Consider the following 18,529-nt stretch of genomic DNA (forward strand, 5'->3'; position numbering starts at 1 on the left):
GCTGCTTAGATCATGGGACAAGAAACCGTATCCGGTCCGATGATCTAACCCTTTGTGTTTGCATCGGCTCTCCCGAAAACCGCAATCCACTTTTCGGGCCGATGCTTTAAAACACCTGCTGCGGGTTCATCGCTGGATCAACCAGCAGCACGCAGCCTTGATCAGGCAAACGGACCGAGATGGCGGATCAGCGGCCCGCCTGCCGTTCGCCGGCCGGAAAGCGCGCCAGGATCGAAACGACCTCTTCATCGGAGACTTGCCCGAACTCCCCGTAAAAACTGCTGATGGCGACGAAGGGCTCCGGACTGTCGAGACAAACGAGGTCATCGACCTCKGGGCGCAGCTCCGCGACGACCTCCGCAGGGGCGACGGGGACGGCCAGAACGAGCCTTCCAGGCCTGCGCTGGCGTATGGCCCTCAGCGCGGCCCTCATTGTTGCTCCGGTCGCAATGCCGTCGTCGACGACGATCACGCTCCGGCCGGTGAGCAGCGCACGGGCGCGCGCGCCGAGATAGCGAGCCCTCCTGCGGTCGATCTCGGCGAGTTCGCGAGCGTAGATGCGCTGGAACTCGTCCTCCCCGATGGCCGCACGCCTGATGATCGCCTCGTTGCGCACCATGATCGGCTCCCCGCCATCCACTACGGCACCAACGGCGAGTTCCGGCTGCCAGGGAAGGCCGATCTTGCGAACGAGAACGAGGTCGAGCGGCGCGGCCAGGGCCTGCGCGATCTCGGCTGCGACCGGCACGCCCCCGCGCGGCAGCGCCAGCACGACAGGATGCTGCCCGCGATAATGCAGGAGCGGCGAAGCGAGCCTGCGCCCGGCATCCGTTCGGCTCGAGAAGCGCATCGGATCTCACCCTTCAATCGAACGCGTCACGCACCATTCGGTCTGGGAGGCCAATCCGTATGTCATCGTCGGTGCGCCCGGCTGCCTTCTCGCCCGAGGCACAGAAGCCCGCACCCCATGCCGGTGCATCGCGCCACACCGGACATTGGCCGCAACAGCCACCGACCGGGAGATGCCTCACCTGAAGACCAGAACCGGGATCTTCGAATGGGTCAGCACCTTCGTCGTCACGCTTCCGAGAACAAGGGCGGCGACGCCGCGCCGTCCGTGAGATGCCATTGCGATCAGATCGCAGCCACGCTGTGCGGCCGTCCTGATGATCTCGCGATAGGGATCGTCACTCTCGATCTGGACCACATCGCAGGGTATACCGAAATGCTTCGCCTCGCTCTCTGCAACCGCCAGAACGGCGGCTGTCTCAGCCTTGGCATGCTGCCTGTACCCCTCGCGTGTCGTCTCGAGTTGCTCGCTCGACACCGTGAAGATGTGAAATGGCTCTACGACGGTGAGCACGGTGACCTTCGCGCTCGCGTCGCGGGCAAACTCCATGGCGCTCAGCATGGCAGTCCGAGAGAGCGCAGAGCCGTCGATCGGGACCAGAAGATGGCTGTACATGGTTCCTCCCAATGTTCTTGGATCAGCTGCGCCAGGATCATGCCCGACGCCAGGAACGCATCGCCGCGAGACTTCGCGCTCGACAGGGAGACGCCCGCCAGCGCAAGCGCGGCCGTTCCGGACGTGCGAAGCTTAGCGCGCCGCAGTGTCTGCGCGTCGAGGCCGAGGACCCGATCGGTACACGACCTCGACCGCCCCGGCCGTATGGCGATGTCCACTGACAGGGCAACCGCGGCGACGCCGGGTATCAGGCCGCCTTGATCGAGATCTTCTTTTCGGCCCTCTGCGCTCCGACCGTCTTCGGCAGCCTGACCGTCAGGATGCCCTTGCTGAACGTCGCATCGATCTTGTCGGCATCGACGCCTTCAGGCAGCTGGAAAGCGCGTTGGAAGGAGCCGTAGCGGCGCTCGGACATATAATACTCCTTCTGCTTTTCMTCCTCCTTCTCCTCCTTCTTTTCCCMTTTGATCGTCAAGGTTCGGCCGGAGAGGCCGATTTCGACATCCTTCTCGTCAAGGCCGGGCAACTCGGCCGTGATCTCGTACTGTTTCTCCTTCTCGGCGAGGTCGATGGCCGGCGCGACGGGCCAGCCGGCACCCGACAGGCGGTGAAGCGCGAGGTCGAAGGGCGAACGCGTCACCGGAAGGCGCCAGCCGAACGGGTGGAAGTCGTCGAACAGTCGATCGATTTCGCGCCTGAGATTCTCGAACGGCGTCCAGCCGGTCTGCTGCGCGGGCATGGTTGCTTTGTCGCCCTTGATCGGCAACTTGGTTGCGGGATCAGCCATGACGATCTCCTTTGGAACGTTCGGTGGATCGCAGATACCGCCGCCATGTGCTCAGCCAAGCAGTCTTGCCAGACGGGCCAGGCAGCGGCACCACCCGTCGCATCCCCCAGGACCGCTTGCTTCTCCGCGACGGACCGCTTGGACGGTCCTAGCCCTGCGCCGGTCCGTCCGAGCGAGGCAGGCACTGTATCAAAGCGCGAGGCGCCCGCGATATCCTTGACGCAGCGGAAAGGGCAGCACGCCTGTCCAAAAAATACCGCCATGGCGGCCCCGATGGGCAGGTTTAGTCCAGCACGACGCGCGGGTGCCAGCACGTTGCCCGGCCTCTCCCATCGCCCCCCGTCAGCTTGACCGCTGCCTGCATGGGACTGCAGCGCAACGTCGCCTGATCATAGATGTCGGCCGTTCAGATTGATGCGACGCCGCTCGACATCAGGTCACGCAATGGCCAGGTGATCCTCGACCGCCGTGACGCCGGGTGCAGCCCAGGCCGCCCGCTCAGCGACGCCTCGCTCGTGCCAGGCCTTGACCTTTCCTTCCAGCGTTACCCGCCCGCCCGATACCATGACGCGGATCTGCCCCGCCTCGAGCTCCGCGCTGCGCTTCAGCGCGCTCTCGATCCTGTTCTTGACGTCGCTGGCTTCCACACGTGGCTTGACGGCGATCAGATTGATGACGCCTGCGACGCCGGAGAGCTTGCGCAAGGCGGCCTCTGCGGCATCGCGCTGGAAATACCAGTCGACACTGCCCGTCAGCGTGATCCAGCCATCCTGGACCTTGATCTTGACCTTCTCGTCCGGGATTGTCGTGTCCCAACTGATGAGGTCGACCGCGCGCTGCGCGATCTCGTCATCGTTGGTCTTCTTGTCGCTTGGGAGCCTTACCTCGATTTCCTGAGCGATCGCGCGCACACCCTTCACCCTCTGCACGATATGCTCAGCCGCCAGCTTTTCGGCATAGCTGCCAACATGTCCCGAGAGAGTGACCGTGCCGTTCTCGACCGCGACGCCGATATGGGCCGCGCTCACGCTCGGCTCGAATTCGAGCTCGTTGAGCACATATTCACGAAGCAACAGATCATTCATCGCCACCTCCTGATTGTTTGGAAATGCGTGTCGTCCGAGGCTGACCCCATTCTGGCCAGTTCTCGAAGGGCAACATTGACCTGGATCAAGAGGCCAGCCACGGGCTCGCAGCGCCCATCGTTCCTCCATGCCCGCTGCGTTCGTCGGGCGCCTTCAGAGACGTCCCCCGCGCGCGCCGGTCAGGCCTGATGCCTCAGATCAACATGCCCCCGGGGGCAGTGTCCTCGCCGCGATCGATCGCGCGGGCCTTGCAAATCCCAACGGCTGCCTAAGCGGAAGGCCACGCAGAGAGCCTCTGGTTTGGCCCGACCGCGTCGCGGTGCGAGACCGCGCTGACCGAAAACCGACCTCCGCGCATCGGAGAGGAACCAGGAACGAGCCCTCGGCGCGGAGCGGCTCTTCGATAAGCACCGGGACAAGGCGTCGTGCGCCGATGAACGGGGCCCGGCTCAGACGCGGCTCGAGACAAAGACCCTGAGATTTGGACCAGCGTACTGGCTCAGCTCCCCCTCGAAATCCTGAACCTGATCCTGATTGCGGCAGGCAATGAACAGCCCCCTGCCCTCCTCGAGCAGATCACACAGCTCCTGCGTAACAACTATGCTCTTGGACCGCATATAGAGCTCAGTCGCATCATAATAGAGCCATTCACAATCGGCATTGAACGCAAATCGACTGCCCAGATGGTTTCCGTAGCTCCCGGAACGAACCAACATGCAGTTTTCACGAGCATAGCGTATCGCCTTGGAAAGCTTCTTCATTTCGAATCTGTAATTGTTACCTCTGCGCCCACCGAATTTCTGACTGAAATCGATCAGGTCGCTGCCGGGATAGCGCTTCCGGTAGTGTTCCCACGCAATGGCTCCCCCGCGCTTGCCCGCCAGCATCGTCAGGTCGAACGCCCGCCCATCGTCGCTCACCGTTACGGATGTTTCGGTGAAGGCGCAGGTCACATGGGAGGCTCCGCCATGGACAATCGCGTTCTGCGCAATTTCCATGATGAGCACTCCCAGGCATTCCGGAAGGCCGCCATCGGCGTCCGCATCGGAGGTATAGCGCGACAGCCTCCTGACAATTCGGGGGCCGATGGTGTCGTTGATGTGATCGGTAATCGCGTCGCGGTCCTGGCTGGGCGGGGAAATTCGTATGGCTTGACCGATCACCGCATCGGTCAGGCGCTCTGCGTCCCGGCTCTCGGCAGGCGGCGGGATGGCTCCCTGCGCCTCAAGATCAACGATCAGAGGAAGCAGCAGGCCGGCCGCAGCCGCAGCTGCGGAGCGCTGCCGGTCTCGCTTGACCCCGTTGCCGGCATCATCGGAAATCCCCTTGATGAGGAACCAGGGCACTCCGAGGTCGGCGACGAAGTCATAGGCTTCCATCTCGCCGCCCAACACCTCCGGATACTGCGCGAGGACCCGGTCCCGGGCTTCATCCTGGCTAAAATAGGTTTCGCAGGAGGCGAGAATCCCCGCTCGAACCCCGGTCAGCCCCCTCTCCAGGAGCCGCTCGACGTGATCACTCAGGTCGCCGAGCGGACTTTCGCGGGGCGTGCGAAGCCTTTCCTCGCCCTGCTCCGTCATTCTCACGCGATTGATCGCCCAGACTTCCCTGGAGATGACGACCTCGCCAGGKGCCACCTTCGCCGGGTTTCCCCAGGCAAAACCGACGATCACCACGAGAACCGGCTTCGGAAGGAACGAGCCTGTGACGTACCGCGCCAGGCGCCCGATCGATTTGTCCCCCTGGGCACCAGCTTCGCCGGTCAGGTGAAGACAGAAACGATTTCCGATCCGGCCGAGCGTCGCTCCGTTATGGGGATGTTCAACTCTGGCGACCGTGCGTTCCTGGAACAGTCGCTCGACCGCCGTTCGCTCGACGGAGTTCGTCGTCAGGACCAGTACATAATTGTCGTCGAGGGCGGCCTTCGCACTCAGGAGATTGACCGGGTTCGACATTCACCACCGCGAGCAGCAACGGACATGCCAACTCTACGCGATCCGGGAAGGACGCCTCAAGTCGCTCTCCGCGCGGCATCGACGCGCCCGACCGGCAGGAACAGGGTCGCCGCCCATCGGGCGCATTCCCCACCTGCAAGGGACGAACMACAAGCCCTGCCGACCGGACGGCACGAGGATGCCCMTCCTTCAGGCCAGCGTCCCGGACCGCCCGAGAGTCGACGCGTTGCGCTGGCGCGGCAATCAATTGGGCTTCGTGGCGCCCCCGACAGGGTTGCTTTGGTGCATAGGCTGCCCGTCAGGGCTCATGTCCCGGCCGTAGTCGCGGTTCTGCTGGCTGTCGGCAGCAGAGGGCGGCCTGTTCGGCTCGGGGCGATTGGCGCCCGGCGCATACTGTGTCGCGCCGCTGCCAGTGCCCTGCTGCGGCGCCATTCCCGACGATCCCGAGCCAGTCCCGGTGCCCTCCTTGTGTTCCGGCCCGGCCATCGAGGGGGATGGTGCCGGCTGGGCCTGTGCATGAGCCGCGCACAGCAAGGCAGTCAGTGCCGTCCCGAAGAGGAACGCTCGCATGGGGTTTGAACTCATCGGATTCCTCCAGCGCGATTTCGCCTCACACGGAGGACCACAATCAGCTAACGTCAGCGCCGCGAGCAGGGTTCCAGCGGCCCGGAACCTGACATCGAGGCATGCAGAGGGCCGGAGGTTCAGCCAATGCCTGAGAACGCGTCCAAGCAGGATCTCGACGATCAGATTGCGATCGCCCGACGGAATATCGCCGATCTGATGGAGCAAGCCACCGCGGCCTCGGGATCGGGCGCGGAAGAGGCCATCGCGAACCGGATCGAGGAACAACAGGACCGGCTCAACACATTGCTGAAGCAGCGCGAGGCGATGGGATAGGACGGCGTTCCAAGGGCTTGTGCTGAAGGGCGGTTCGTTGCCACGCCGCTCCCAGTGCATTTTCAGCCACGGCCAGGGGCTGCTTCTCCCAATGCGGCACGCAGATCACCTGGCGCCGGAAATCCATGCGACGAGCAGCTGGCGTCATAAACCCGCCGCTCGCTTCGCGATGCTCTGGCTGAAGGACTTCAAGGCGAGCAGGCGCCCCGATGCCGGCGGCGGCGATTGCAACCTCCCCCGCCGGTCCGCTTCAGGGTCTGACTTTGCGGCCAGCAGCTACCATTGCGGCAATGGCTTGTAGCGACGACCGGCAACGATCTCGCGGACATGGTCGCGGCCGGCCAGTGCCTCGCCGCGAAGCCTGTCGATATCGATCGTCGTGAAAGCACCGTTGGAATAGAGCACCTTGCCCGCAACGATCGTGCTCGTGACCTCGGCCCGGCTGGCATAGCGCAGCAATTCGCTCGAGAGATGCTGCATCGACATCAGATGCGGACCGCTTCCATCCAGTACGACGATGTCGGCGGCCTTGCCGGGCTCGAGCGATCCGGCAATGTCGTCGATTCTGAGCACCGAGGCGGCCTCGATCGTCGCCATGTCGATGATGTCGCCGGCGGCGAGAAAATCCGCGTCATAGCCGGCGATGCCCCATTTCACGCCATGGATGAGCCAGGCAGCGCGCATGTTGACGAAGATGTCGTTGGCCTGGTTGTCGCAGCCGAGAGCGACCCGGATGCCGGCCGCACGGAAGCGCGGCAGGTTCGGGATCGCGTTGAGATTGGCGACGCATTCGACCGGGGAATGCGCCAGGCCGGCATGGCCGCGCGCCAGCAGCTCGATCTCCTTTTCGCTGGCAAGCACCGCATGGACGGCAACGAGATGCTCGTCGATGACACCGAGATCCGCCAGGCGCTCGACGGGTCTGCGGCCGAAGACCGACAGGCAGAACTCGACCTCCTCGCGGTCGCGCCCGATATGGACCTGGATCGTCGTATCGTGCCGCCGCGCCAGCTCCGCCCCGCCGCGGAAATAGGCCTCGGAGAAATTCATCAGGGCCGACACGTTGACGGAGCCGCGGATCAGGCCGTCGCCGCGCGGCGGATGGCGTCTCAGGAACTCCTCGGTGGCGGCGAGCTCGCGCTCGGCCTCTCCCTCCCGGGCCTTGTACCAGGAGCGGTCGGCGATCTGGCTRTAGAGCGCGGCATGGTGGAAGTCCTGGTCGGCGGCGCCGCGCGCCATGACGCAGCGTATGCCGGTCTCCTCGATCGCGGCGACGATTGCCGGCTCGTGGGCGGGGTTCAGCGTGCCCTCGCACATCGTGGTGATGCCGGAACGCAGGAGCTGCGCTGCGAGCAGGCGCACGGTCGTACCGGCCTGTTCGGCGTTCAGCGAGCGCTGCGCCGGGCTGTAAAGACGCGGAATCATCGGCAATTCGCCGCTGGTCAGCGAGCGCACGAAACATTGCGTGCAATGGGTGTGGGCGTCGATGAAGCCCGGCATGATGATGGCGTGCTCGTCGCCGAGAACCTGCTCGCAACGGTAGCGCGAGGCGATCTCCTGGCGCGGGCCGACTGCCAGAATACGCCCGCCGCGCGAGACGACCATGCCGTCCTCGATGACGGCCCGGTTCCTGTCCATGGTGACAATGCGACCGCGGACTCCGAGGTCGACGCTTTCCTGCTGCACTGACGGCTCCTGTATCGGGTTCAGAGGATGAAAGGCTCGCCCGGGCGCAGTGCGTCATAGGCTTGGGAAATCGTGTCCATATGCGTCATCACGGCCTGCCAGGCCTCGTGGGCATCGCGCCGGGCGATAGCCTCCGCGATCCGCCGGTGTTCGGCGCTGAAATGGGCGCGCCGCTCCGGCCGCAGCACCGCGCGGCGCATGGCGCCCCAGACGATCTCCTTGCGAGCCCGGTTGACGGTCTCGAACAGCTCGATCGCCAGCGGATTGCCGCAGGCAGCGGCGATCGCGCGGTGAAACCCCTCGTCGAAGACCTCGTAGGCATCCATGTTGCGCGCAGCCGCACAGCGGCGGCAGGCGGCCTCGATCTCGGCGATCTGAGCGGCTGAAGCGTTCACGGCAGCGAGCGAGGCGAGCGACGGCTCGAGCATCCTGCGCGCGTCGTGGATATTGCGCGGACTGCAATTGGCCACAGTGCCTTCCGTCGCCGCCTCGATCTCCGTGCGCCGGCCGCGAAAGGTGCCCCGGCCGACATGGCGCCAAAGTGAGCCGCGGGCCTCGAGACGCTCCAGCGCGTGCCGGACGGCATGCCGGGTCACGCCAAGACGCGCCGCAAGTTCACGCTCGGTCGGCAGGCGGCGGTCGCTGTCCTGAATGGTCCCCTCGAAAATCAACTCGATGCTCTCCTCGAGCGTCGATCTAATCTCATCGGTCATCCGCTGGCGAGTCATAATTGCAACCAATCATTTGTCTGGTTGAAAAGCAGATGCCTAAGCTTTGCGCCACATGTCAAGAAATAACGAGCACATACCCCATTGACAGCGCCTATCGTGACGTGTGGATTATCAACCAGACGGGACACAATGCGATAAAAATCGCAACCAATATAGCAACCAATCGATCGGGATGGAGATCTTCGACATGGCGGTACGGAACGGACTGGCTGCCGGGCTGGCGCTCTTCGCATGCCTTCTGCCCATGGMGGCGGCCGCGGGTTCAATCACGGTGGCGAATAATGGCGGTGCTGCCGGCGCGGGTTATCGCGACGCCTATTACAAGCCCTTCACGGCGAAGACCGGTCACGTCGTCGTCGACGATTCCTTCAACCAGGAACTCGCCAAGCTCCGTTCGCAGGTCGAAACGGGCAATCTTGTCTGGGATGTGGTCAGCCTGACCGCGATCAACGAGGCGACAGCCTGCGAAGAAGGCCTGATCGAGCGCATCGACTGGGCGCGCTATGTCGATCCCAAGGACTTCGCCGCAGTCGGCGGCTTCGGCCAATGCGGATTACCGAACAATTTCGTGTCCGGCTCCCTGGTCTACGACACCAAGCGCTATGAAGGCGGGGAGGCCCCCAGGACCTGGGCGGATTTCTGGGACGTCAAGAAATTCCCCGGCAAGCGCGGCCTGCTCTACCGCGCCGAGCAAACGCTCGAGGTCGCGCTGATGGCCGATGGCGTGCCACCGGCCGAGGTCATGACGGTGCTCGCGGCGCCGGGCGGCGTCGACCGCGCCTTCAGGAAGCTTGCCGAGCTCAAGCCCCATATCAAATGGTGGAAGAGCGGCGACGAGTCGATGCAGAACATCCTTACCGGCGAGGTCGTCATGACCTTCGCCTGGAACGGGCGGGTCGCGATCGCCAACCGCACCAACAATCGCGCGCTCAAGATCGAATTCGGCGCCGGCCATGTCTCAGGCAGCCAGATGATCGCGATCATGAAGGGCACCAGGAAAAAGGACATCGCGCTGGATTTCCTGGCTCTCGCCTCCTCGCCAGAACCGCAGGCGGCCTTCGCACGGACCATCGACTACGCGCCGGCCAATGCGAAAGCCTATGCCTTCATGAGCGAGGCCGAGCGCGCCACGCTGCCGGCCAATCACCTGCACCTCGCCTCGCTGCAAAGCGGCCAGCTCTATCTCGACTTCTGGCTCAACAATGGCGACGCGCTGCTGCAGCGCTTCATCACCTTCGCCGCCCAGTAATCCAGCCGTCCCCGGCACAGGGAGCCGTGACATGAAGACCTCGAAGGCCATTCTCGCCATCGGGCTGGCGTTTGCCGGACTTGCCGTCCAGCCCGCCACGGCCCAGTCGCTTACGGTCGCGAACCAGGGCGGCCAGCCCGGCGAGCTCCAGCGCAAGACCGTGTTCGAGCCCTTCACCGCCGAGACGGGCATCAAGATCAATATCGACACGTTCAACCAGGAACTTGCCCGCATCAGGACGCAGGTCGAGACCGGCAACCTCGTCTGGGATGCCATCAGCCTGAACCCGATCAACGAAGCGGCCGGCTGCGAAGAGGGGCTGCTGGAGAAGATCGACTGGTCGAACTATGTCGATGCGAAGGCCTTCGAAGCGGTCGGCGGCTTCGGTGCCTGCGGTGCCCCCTATCTCGCCTCCCCCGGCACGCTGGTCTACGATTCCGACAAGCTCAGCGGCGATGCGGCGCCCCGTAGCTGGGCCGATTTCTGGAACGTCGCGAAATTTCCCGGCAAGCGCGCGCTGATGTATCAGCCCGACCAGACCGTCGAAATCGCGCTGATGGCTGACGGCGTCGCGCCCTCCGACGTGGTCAAGGTGTTGACCGGGCAGGGGGGCCTCGACCGGGCCTTCCGCAAGCTGGCCGAGATCAAGCCGCATGTGAAATGGTGGAAGAGCGGCGACGAGTCGATGCAGCTCCTGCTCACCGGCGAGGTCAGCATGGGCTATGGCTGGCTCGGCCGTGTCAACGCCGCCAATGCCTCGAACAACCGCAAGCTGCGCATCGTCTGGGATGCCGGCTACACCAACGCGCTGATCTATTTCGGCGTCCTGAAGGGCTCGCCTCGCAAGGATGCGGCGGCCAGGCTGATCGCCTATCAGCTGTCGCCGCCCGCCCAGGCCCGCTACATGGAGCAACTCGGCAACCCGCCGGCCAATTCCGACGCGAATGCGCTGCTCAGCGAGGCCAGGCGCGCCGCCCTGCCCGATCCCAAGGCGCGCAACGGCATGATGCAGGCGGGCCCGACCTATATCAATTTCTGGCTCRACAATGGCGACGCCATCCGCCAGCGCTTCGCAACCTTCGTGGCCCAGTGATGAGCATGGCCGCGACATCTCATGAGTTGGCAGCAGCGCCGACGCCACGGACGGCCAGTCTCGCCGCCCAGGTCGGCGCGGCGGAGCGACGCCATCTCTGGCGGATGCTGGCGCTGCTCGCGCCGAGCGTGCTGTTCACCGCCTTCTTCTTCGTGGTGCCGCTGGCGCTGTTCATGTTCCGCAGCGTCGACAATCCCGAGGTGCCCGGCTACCTGCCGCAGACCGCGGCGGTGATGCAGGCCTGGTCGGGCCAGGGCGAGCCGGACGAAGCGGCCTTCGCGGCGCTGGCCGCGGACCTGCGGGCAATCCGCGACACCCCGGCGCTCGGGCTGATCGGCCGCCGGCTGAATTACGCGCTGCCCGGCTTCCGGGGTCTGCTGACCCGCACGGCGCGGCGCCTGCCGGCCGTGGATGACACCGCGACGAAGGCAGCCTTCCTCGCCATCGACGAGAAGTGGCGGGATCCGGCGATCTGGGGCGTGCTGCACCAGCAATCGGGCCGCCTGACGAGCTTCTACCTGCTGACCGCGCTCGACCTCGAAAAGGCGCCGGACGGCGAGATCCGCCGCGTCGCGCCGGAGCAGCGCATCTTCATCGATCTCTACGGCCGCACGCTGACGGTCAGCCTCGGCGTCACGGCGCTGTGCCTGCTGATCGGCTATCCCGTCGCCGCCGTGATGAGCAGGGCCGGCCCACGCGCCGCAAGCTGGATGCTGATGCTGGTGCTCGTGCCGTTCTGGACCTCGCTGCTGGTCCGCAGCACCGCCTGGGTCATCCTGCTGCAGAACGAGGGGCTGGTGAACAAGAGCCTGATCGCGCTCGGCCTGATCGACCAGCCGCTGGCGCTGATCTTCAACCGGGCCGGCGTCTTCATCGCCATGGTCCATGTGCTGCTGCCCTATGCGATCCTGCCGATCTACAGCGTGATGAAGGGTATTTCCGGCAATCACCTGCGTGCAGCCGCTTCTCTCGGCGCGCCGCCGCTGCGGGTCTTCCGCACGGTCTACCTGCCCCTGACGCTGCCTGGACTGGCAGCGGGCGGAACGCTCGTCTTCGTGCTCTCCGTCGGCTTCTACGTCACCCCGGCGCTCGTCGGTGGGCCTGGCGACCAGATGATCGGCTATTTCATCGCCTATTTCACCAATTCGGCGGTCAACTGGGGCCTGGCCTCGGCGTTGGGCGCCMTCCTCCTGCTCGTCGTCGCGGCGATCTATCTCGCGCTCGGCAAGCTCGTCGGCTTCGACCGGCTCAGGGTGCGCTGACATGGCCGCTGCAACTCACATCCCCGCCACCGAGCGGGCCGTCCTGATCGGGTCCCGGATCTTCACGACCCTGGTCTTCGTCTTCCTGATCGCGCCGATCTTCGTCGTCGTGCCGCTGTCGCTGACCGCGGGACAATTGCTCGTCTTCCCGCTGCCGGGGCTTTCCCTGCAATGGTATCGCGAGTTCTTCACCAACCCGCTCTGGACCGGCGCGCTCGCCAACAGCGTCTTCGTCGCCCTCGTCACCACGGTCGCGGCGACGACGCTGGGAACCACGGCGGCGCTCGGCCTGCACGGCGCCCGCTTCCGGTTCAAGCCGATCCTGGTCGCCCTGCTGGTGACGCCGATCGCAGTTCCGGTGGTGATCATCGCGGTCTCGGCCTTCTATTTCTTCGCGTCGATCAATCTCGTCGGCACCTATCTCGGGCTCATCCTGGCCCATATCGCGCTGGCGCTGCCCTTTGTCGTGATCACCGTGTCGGCGACGCTGCAGAGCTTCGACCCCAATCTGCCGCGAGCCGCGGCCAGCCTGGGCGCCTCGCCGCTGCGGACCTTGCGMACCGTGACGCTGCCGATCATCGCGCCGGGCGTCGCCTCAGGCGCCGTCTTCGCCTTCGTCACCTCATTCGACGAGCTCGTGATCGCCCTGTTCCTCACCAGCCCGCAGCAGCGGACCCTGCCGCGCCAGATCTTCAGCGGCGTCAGCGAGAATATCTCGCCGACGATCACGGCAGCGGCCGTGGTGCTCCTCGTCGTCTCGGTGCTGCTGATGCTGGTCATGGAGTGGCTGCGCGCCCGCTCGCAACGCTTGCGAAACCCCTTGGAGACCGCCTGATGCCCGCCGCTACCGTAGACCTGCTGATCGAAGGTGGAACCGTCATCGCCTTCGACGGACAGGAGCACCGCTATCTCGAGGGCGGCACCATCGCCATCTCCGGAGACGAGATCGTCGCCGTCGGACCGGGCTTTGCCGGAGAGGCGAAGCGGCGCATCGATGCGCGCGGGAGGATCGTCATTCCTGGCCAGATCAGCACGCATGCCCATATCGGCGCGCATGAAGGCCCGCGACAGCTGATCGACAGCGGCCGGCGCGACTTCATCCGCTCGAGCTTCCTGCATTTCCTGCCGGCGAGCCGCTCCGGCCGCCCCGGCTTCCTCGCTCCGCAGGATGCGCGCGCCTCGCTGCGCTATGGCTTCGCCACGCTGCTTCGGCAGGGCGTCACCACCGTCCTCGCCTTTGCCCCGGCCGGGCCGCGCGACGGCGAGCTGATGCTGGAGGTGGCGCAGGAATTCGGCATCAGGCTCGTCTGGGCACCGATCGTCGCCGGTGGTCGCTACTGGCTCGAGGATGACGGACGGGTCGTGCGCGAACTCGATGATGCCGCAGGCCTGAAATCGCTGGAAGCCAGCGCCCGTTTCATCGAGACGCATCGCGGCGCTCTCGACGGCCGGCTGTCCGGCGTGATCGCGCTCGACGAATATTATGTCTCGACTCCGGCGCTGAGGCGCGAGGCGAAGCAGGTGGCGCGCGGGCTCGGCGTGCCCTTCACCCTGCATTTCGTCGAGCAGCACCGCGAGTTCTTCGAGACGATGGGTGCGACGGGCAAGACCCCGGTCCAGTGCCTGGCCGAGGAAGGCCTGCTCGACGAAGCAACCATCCTGGCGCATTGCGTCTATATCGCCTCGCACCGTGCGGTCGGCTATCCGCTCGAGGACGACATCGCGATCCTCGGCGCGGCCAAGGTCAATGTCGCGCATTCCCCGGTCGCCTTTTCCCGGCGCGGGCTCGCTCTCGAGAGTTTCTCCCGCTATCGCCGGGCCGGCATCAATGTCGCGCTCGGCACCGATACTTATCCGCTCGACATGTTCTCGGAGATGCGGATGGCGTCGCTGATGAACAAATTCGCCGACAACAATCATGAGGAGGCGCCGGCAGAAAGCGTCTTCTCCGCGAGCAACCTTGCCGGCGCGCAGGCGCTGGGACGCCCCGATCTCGGGCGGATCGCGCCCGGCGCCAAGGCCGATCTCGTCGTCATCGACCCGCGCTCGCTCACCTTCGGCCCCAATCCCGACCCGGTCAGGGCGATMGTGCATCTGGCGACCCCGGAGATGATCGACAGCGTGATCGTTGCTGGCCGCCTGCTCGTCGAGGGCAAGCGGCTGCTGGTCGCCGACGAGGACGAGATCATCGACGCGGCCGCCCGTTCGAGCCGGGCCGTCTGGGACGGTCACGCCGCACATGACATCCTCGGCCGCAGCGCGGCTGAGCGCTTCCCGCCCTCCCTGCGCGCCTGGACGGAGTAGGCCATGACCCTCACCGCAACCGCACATCGCGACGCGCCTGTCCCCAGCGCGCCGCTCGTCAGCTTCTCGCATGTCCAGAAGAGCTATGACGGCCAGGTCCTCGTCGTGAAGGACCTGTCCCTCGACATTGCCCGGGGCGAATTCCTCACGCTGCTCGGCCCCTCAGGCTCGGGCAAGACGACGAGCCTGATGATGCTGGCCGGCTTCGAGACGCCGACCAATGGCAGCATCACCTTGCAGGGCCGCGACATCACCGCACTGCCGCCCTACAAGCGCGGGATCGGCATGGTCTTCCAGAACTATGCGCTGTTTCCGCACATGACGGTGGCCGACAATGTCGCCTACCCCCTGCGGGCGCGAAAGCTATCCGAACCGGAAATCGCGCGGCGGGTGGCGACTGCGCTCGACATGGTCAAGCTCGGGGCGTTCGGCAAGCGCATGCCGGCGCAGCTTTCCGGCGGCCAGCAGCAGCGTGTCGCGCTGGCCCGCGCGCTCGTCTTCGAGCCCGAGCTGATCCTGCTCGACGAACCGCTGGGCGCGCTCGACAAGCAGTTGCGCGAGCGCATGCAGTACGAACTGAAGCAGATCCACGAACGGCTCGGCGTCACCATGGTCTATGTGACGCATGATCAGGAAGAGGCCCTGACCATGTCGGACCGGATCGCCGTGTTCGACCAGGGCAGGATCCAGCAGCTCGCGACGCCGGAGGAACTCTACGAGAGCCCGGCCAATGCCTTCGTCGCGGGCTTCGTCGGCGAGAACAACAGTCTCGACGGCGTCGTCGTGGGCCGCAGCGATGCGACGGTCACCGTGCGCCTCGCCGACGGGGTCGAGGTGGTGGCGCAGTCCATCGATGCGCTCGCGATCGGGGACGAGGCGGTGCTGTGCCTGCGCCCGGAACGGATCGCCCTGACGCCGGGAGAGACCGAGAACAAATATGTGCTCGAGGTCGAACGGCTGGTCTATCTCGGCGAGGCGACCCGCGTCGTCTTCCAGCTCGGCGGGCAGGAGCTGATCGCGAAGGCCGATCCGATGCGCTTGCCCCAGGAGCTCGCGCGCGGCGCCCGGATCGAAATCGGCTGGCGAGCGGACGAGTGCCGCGCCTTTCGCAAGGGCTGAACCGCTTGAACGAGAACCCTGCGAGCACGCAGAGCACGATCGTACGGGGCCGCCATGTCCTGTGCGGCGTCGACGGCGACGACCGCGCCCGGATCATCACCGACGGCGCCCTGCTCATCGAAGCTGGCCGCATCGCCGAGATCGGGCCGGCCTCTGAGCTGATCGCCCGCCATCCCGGCGCCGCATGCATCGGACGGCCGACCGATCTCGTCATGCCCGGGCTGGTCAACGCCCATCACCATACCGGGCTGACGCCGCTCCAGCACGGCACGCCGTTCCTGCCGCTGGAACTCTGGCTGCCGCGCTTTCTCGGCTGGCGCGGGCTCGACCCCTATCTCGACACGCTCTACTCCGCGATCGAGATGATCGAGTCGGGCGTGACCACCGTCCAGCATCTGCATGGCGGACCGGTCGGCCCGCGCGCGCGCTGGCTCGATGCGCCGGACGCGATCATGCGGGCCTATGCCGAGATCGGGATGCGGGCGTCCTTCTCCTTCATGTGGCGCGACCGGAACAGGATCGTCTACGGGGCCGACGAGACTTTTCTCGCAAGCCTGCCGTCGCCGCTCCGCGAACAGCTCGCGGCGATCCTGGCAACGGCCCAGACCTTGGTCGAGACATTGACGGAGCATTTCGAAGCCCTGGCGGAACGCTGGGGCCAACCCGCCGATGGCATGAGCCGGGTCCAGCTGGCGCCGTCCAACCTGCAATGGTGCACGCGCGAGAGCCTGATCGCGCAGCGCGACCTCGCCCAGCGCCATGATGTGGGGCTGCATATGCATCTGCTGGAGACGCCGTATCAGCGCCGGTTCGCCGAGATGGACACCGACGGCTCCGCCGTCCGCCACCTCGCCGATCTCGGGCTGCTGGGCCCGCGCATGACGATCGGCCACGGCATCTGGTGCAGCGACGCCGATATCGCGCTGCTCGCCGAGAGCGGCACCTGCGTCTGCCACAATGCAAGCTCCGGGCTGCGGCTGCGCAGCGGCATCGCGCCCGTCAAGGAGTTCGACCGGGCCGGCATTCCGGTCGCGCTCGGCATCGACCAGGCCGGCATCAATGACGACCGCGACATGCTGCAGGAGATGCGCCTCGCCTGGAACCTGCAGCGCACGCCAGGCCATGCCTACGAACCGCTTTCCGAGGCGCGCATCTTCCGGATGGCCAGCGAGCACGGCGCGGCGACGACGGGCTTTGCCGGCCTGGTCGGCCGGCTCGAGCCCGGGCGTGCGGCCGATATCGTCGTGATCGACTGGGAACAGCTGGCGCAGCCCTATCTCGATCCCGACGCCGAGATCGTCTCGGCGCTGGTGCAGCGCGCCAGAACGGGGATGATCCGCGATGTGCTGATCGACGGGCGCCACGTGCTGCGCGACGGGCGCATCGCCACGATCGACAAGGAAAAGCTGCTCAGCGAGATCGAAGCGGCCATGCAGCGCCCCCCGAGCGAGGCCGAGACGGCACGGCGCGCCTTCGTCAAGGCGCTCGACCCGCATCTGCGCGCCTTCTACGCCGACTGGCCGCTTCCATCCGCGGCAGATGCCTACCGCAGCTTCAACGCGCGGCGCTAGTATCCGCGATCTCCGGGCAGGCGCTCGCCGAGGACGGCGGCGCCAGCAGGGAGATGCGCCGCCGCGCTCGTGACGAGGCCGAAACCGCTCTACGCAGCAGCAGCGGCCGTGATCTCGCTGTGGCGCGCGATCACCCTGCCCTGCCTGACAACCGTCCGGTTCGGCGCGCGCGAGACGATTGCGTCGGCGAGCGTCTCGCCCGTCAGGAGAACGAGATCGGCCCGTGCTCCGTCATGCAGTCCGTAATCTGCGACGCCCAGGGCCAGCGCCCCGCCGAAGGTGCAGCTGTCAAGCGCCAGCTCGAGATCGTCGTCGCGGCGAAAGCCGTTGCGCTGAGCGACCAGCATCGCGCGTTCCAGCATGTCGGCATTATTGAAGGGGCCCCATGTGTCGCGGACGCCGTCCGAACCGGAACAGACGATGACGCCGAGCGAAGCCAGCAGAGCAAGGCTCGGGCACGCCCTGGCAAGGGGCGCCGTCGTCATGATCGCGACCTGCTCGCGCGCCAGCATCTCGCCGAGACGACCGGCATGAGCCGGTCCGATATCGCCCAGGCAGAAGGCGTGGCTGATCATCACGCGCCCCTGAAGGCCGAGCGCCCGCGTGCGCTCGAGGATCAGTTCAACACTGAAGGCTCCGAGCTCTCCAGGTTCGTGCAGATGGATATCGATCGGCTTGGCTGAACGCTCGGCAAGGCCGAATGTCATGTCCAGGCTGCCGCGCGGATCACGGTCGATCTGGCTGGGGTCGAGGCCGCCGACGATATCCGCGCCGATGCGGAGGGCCTCCTCCATCAGCTCGAGGGTGCCGGGCCGCGAGAGCAGGCCCGCCTGCGGAAAGGCAACGGTCTGCACCTCGATCGTCCCGCGGCATGCGTCCCGTGATCTGAGCACGCCCTCCAGCGGCGACAGGCCGACATCGGTGTCGATCGCGACATGGCCGCGAAGCAGGGTCGACCCCAATTCCGCCGACCGGACAAGCTGGCGCGTCGACTGCAATTCCGGGTCGATCCCTCGCCGGCGCAGTTCATCCTTCTCCGCCTGGATCTTGTCGGCCAGGGCCGGGCCGACCTCGTTTCGGAACCAGGGCAGCCCAAGCAAGGAATAGCCCAGATGCGTGTGGGCTTCGACGAGTCCGGGGATGACGATCCTGCCGCAGCCATCCTCCACGGCGCTCCCTTCGGGCGCTGCAAGTTCGTCGCCCGTCGCAGCAATCGTGCCGTTCCGGATCAGGATATCCTGGGGCGGCGAGAGAGGGAGGCCCCGGCCTCGCCAGAGGCGGACCTGCCTGATGAGCAGAGAACCCGTTGGTGCGACCTGCAT

The 18,529-nt window shown here is 65.8% G+C and carries 16 protein-coding genes; 8 read left to right on the plus strand and 8 right to left on the minus strand.

What is annotated here, in order from left to right:
- Window positions 1-187: 187 nt before the first annotated feature.
- The 5 genes from AC1DJT_RS13315 to AC1DJT_RS13335 all read right to left on the minus strand — a co-directional run bounded on the left by AC1DJT_RS13315 (window position 188) and on the right by AC1DJT_RS13335 (window position 5,292).
- Window positions 188-850: a phosphoribosyltransferase gene (locus AC1DJT_RS13315; RefSeq protein ID WP_441504633.1), complete on the minus strand. Its 663-nt coding sequence runs from the start codon at window positions 848-850 to the stop codon at window positions 188-190.
- A 177-nt stretch (window positions 851-1,027) separates the two neighbouring features.
- Window positions 1,028-1,465: a universal stress protein gene (locus AC1DJT_RS13320; protein ID WP_441504634.1), complete on the minus strand. Its 438-nt coding sequence runs from the start codon at window positions 1,463-1,465 to the stop codon at window positions 1,028-1,030.
- Between the two features lie 247 nt (window positions 1,466-1,712).
- The gene (locus tag AC1DJT_RS13325) at window positions 1,713-2,252 is read right to left on the minus strand and encodes an Hsp20/alpha crystallin family protein (RefSeq protein ID WP_476834215.1); all 540 of its coding nucleotides are present in this window, start codon (window positions 2,250-2,252) and stop codon (window positions 1,713-1,715) included.
- Between the two features lie 437 nt (window positions 2,253-2,689).
- The gene (locus tag AC1DJT_RS13330; protein WP_441504636.1) at window positions 2,690-3,337 is read right to left on the minus strand and encodes a BON domain-containing protein; all 648 of its coding nucleotides are present in this window, start codon (window positions 3,335-3,337) and stop codon (window positions 2,690-2,692) included.
- Window positions 3,338-3,786: 449 nt separating this feature from the next.
- Window positions 3,787-5,292, minus strand: a complete 1,506-nt coding sequence (locus AC1DJT_RS13335; RefSeq protein WP_441504637.1) for a phosphorylase family protein — start codon at window positions 5,290-5,292, stop codon at window positions 3,787-3,789.
- A gap of 711 nt (window positions 5,293-6,003) precedes the next feature.
- On the opposite strand from AC1DJT_RS13335, the gene AC1DJT_RS13340 reads away from it, so the two are divergent.
- Window positions 6,004-6,192, plus strand: coding sequence for a hypothetical protein (locus tag AC1DJT_RS13340; RefSeq protein ID WP_476768258.1), 189 nt, complete (start codon window positions 6,004-6,006; stop codon window positions 6,190-6,192).
- Between the two features lie 276 nt (window positions 6,193-6,468).
- Here AC1DJT_RS13340 and AC1DJT_RS13345 read toward each other — a convergent pair whose 3' ends face one another.
- Both AC1DJT_RS13345 and AC1DJT_RS13350 read right to left on the minus strand, forming a co-directional pair.
- Entirely contained in the window at window positions 6,469-7,878 is a 1,410-nt protein-coding gene (locus AC1DJT_RS13345; protein ID WP_441504640.1) for an amidohydrolase family protein, read from the minus strand.
- 20 nt (window positions 7,879-7,898) lie between these two features.
- Complete coding sequence (locus tag AC1DJT_RS13350; RefSeq protein WP_441504641.1) at window positions 7,899-8,591, minus strand: FadR/GntR family transcriptional regulator; 693 nt, start codon at window positions 8,589-8,591, stop codon at window positions 7,899-7,901.
- 205 nt (window positions 8,592-8,796) lie between these two features.
- Between AC1DJT_RS13350 and AC1DJT_RS13355 the strand changes: the two genes are divergently transcribed.
- Genes AC1DJT_RS13355 through AC1DJT_RS13385 form a run of 7 tightly spaced genes read left to right on the plus strand, consistent with a single transcriptional unit; the run spans window position 8,797 to window position 17,207 of the window.
- Window positions 8,797-9,858: an ABC transporter substrate-binding protein gene (locus tag AC1DJT_RS13355; protein ID WP_476834216.1), complete on the plus strand. Its 1,062-nt coding sequence runs from the start codon at window positions 8,797-8,799 to the stop codon at window positions 9,856-9,858.
- A 31-nt stretch (window positions 9,859-9,889) separates the two neighbouring features.
- On the plus strand, window positions 9,890-10,951 hold the full coding sequence (locus AC1DJT_RS13360; protein WP_476834217.1) for an ABC transporter substrate-binding protein: 1,062 nt from the start codon (window positions 9,890-9,892) through the stop codon (window positions 10,949-10,951).
- 5 nt (window positions 10,952-10,956) lie between these two features.
- Window positions 10,957-12,213, plus strand: coding sequence for an ABC transporter permease (locus tag AC1DJT_RS13365; protein WP_476834218.1), 1,257 nt, complete (start codon window positions 10,957-10,959; stop codon window positions 12,211-12,213).
- Window position 12,214: 1 nt separating this feature from the next.
- Entirely contained in the window at window positions 12,215-13,048 is an 834-nt protein-coding gene (locus tag AC1DJT_RS13370; protein WP_441504644.1) for an ABC transporter permease, read from the plus strand.
- The gene (locus AC1DJT_RS13375) at window positions 13,048-14,517 is read left to right on the plus strand and encodes an amidohydrolase family protein (RefSeq protein ID WP_441504645.1); all 1,470 of its coding nucleotides are present in this window, start codon (window positions 13,048-13,050) and stop codon (window positions 14,515-14,517) included. The genes AC1DJT_RS13370 and AC1DJT_RS13375 overlap by 1 nt, the downstream gene beginning before the upstream one ends.
- Window positions 14,518-14,520: 3 nt before the next feature.
- Window positions 14,521-15,636 carry an ABC transporter ATP-binding protein gene (locus tag AC1DJT_RS13380; RefSeq protein WP_441504646.1) on the plus strand — a complete coding sequence of 372 codons (1,116 nt, stop codon included), beginning with the start codon at window positions 14,521-14,523 and terminating at the stop codon, window positions 15,634-15,636.
- Window positions 15,637-15,641: 5 nt separating this feature from the next.
- Window positions 15,642-17,207: an amidohydrolase family protein gene (locus AC1DJT_RS13385; protein WP_441504647.1), complete on the plus strand. Its 1,566-nt coding sequence runs from the start codon at window positions 15,642-15,644 to the stop codon at window positions 17,205-17,207.
- An 89-nt stretch (window positions 17,208-17,296) separates the two neighbouring features.
- On the opposite strand, the gene AC1DJT_RS13390 is transcribed toward AC1DJT_RS13385, so the two are convergent.
- Window positions 17,297-18,529 carry an amidohydrolase family protein gene (locus tag AC1DJT_RS13390; protein WP_441504648.1) on the minus strand — a complete coding sequence of 411 codons (1,233 nt, stop codon included), beginning with the start codon at window positions 18,527-18,529 and terminating at the stop codon, window positions 17,297-17,299.

The sequence above is a fragment of the Allobosea sp. 05T422_2 genome, assembly GCF_056396265.1.

Coding starts and splice junctions, on each gene's coding strand:
- AC1DJT_RS13380 (WP_441504646.1), top strand. CDS start 14,521: ATGACCCTCACCGCAACCGCACATCGCGACGCGCCTGTCCCCAGCGCG.
- AC1DJT_RS13350 (WP_441504641.1), bottom strand. CDS start 8,591: ATGACCGATGAGATTAGATCGACGCTCGAGGAGAGCATCGAGTTGATT.
- AC1DJT_RS13340 (WP_476768258.1), top strand. CDS start 6,004: ATGCCTGAGAACGCGTCCAAGCAGGATCTCGACGATCAGATTGCGATC.
- AC1DJT_RS13320 (WP_441504634.1), bottom strand. CDS start 1,465: ATGTACAGCCATCTTCTGGTCCCGATCGACGGCTCTGCGCTCTCTCGG.
- AC1DJT_RS13330 (WP_441504636.1), bottom strand. CDS start 3,337: ATGAATGATCTGTTGCTTCGTGAATATGTGCTCAACGAGCTCGAATTC.
- AC1DJT_RS13390 (WP_441504648.1), bottom strand. CDS start 18,529: ATGCAGGTCGCACCAACGGGTTCTCTGCTCATCAGGCAGGTCCGCCTC.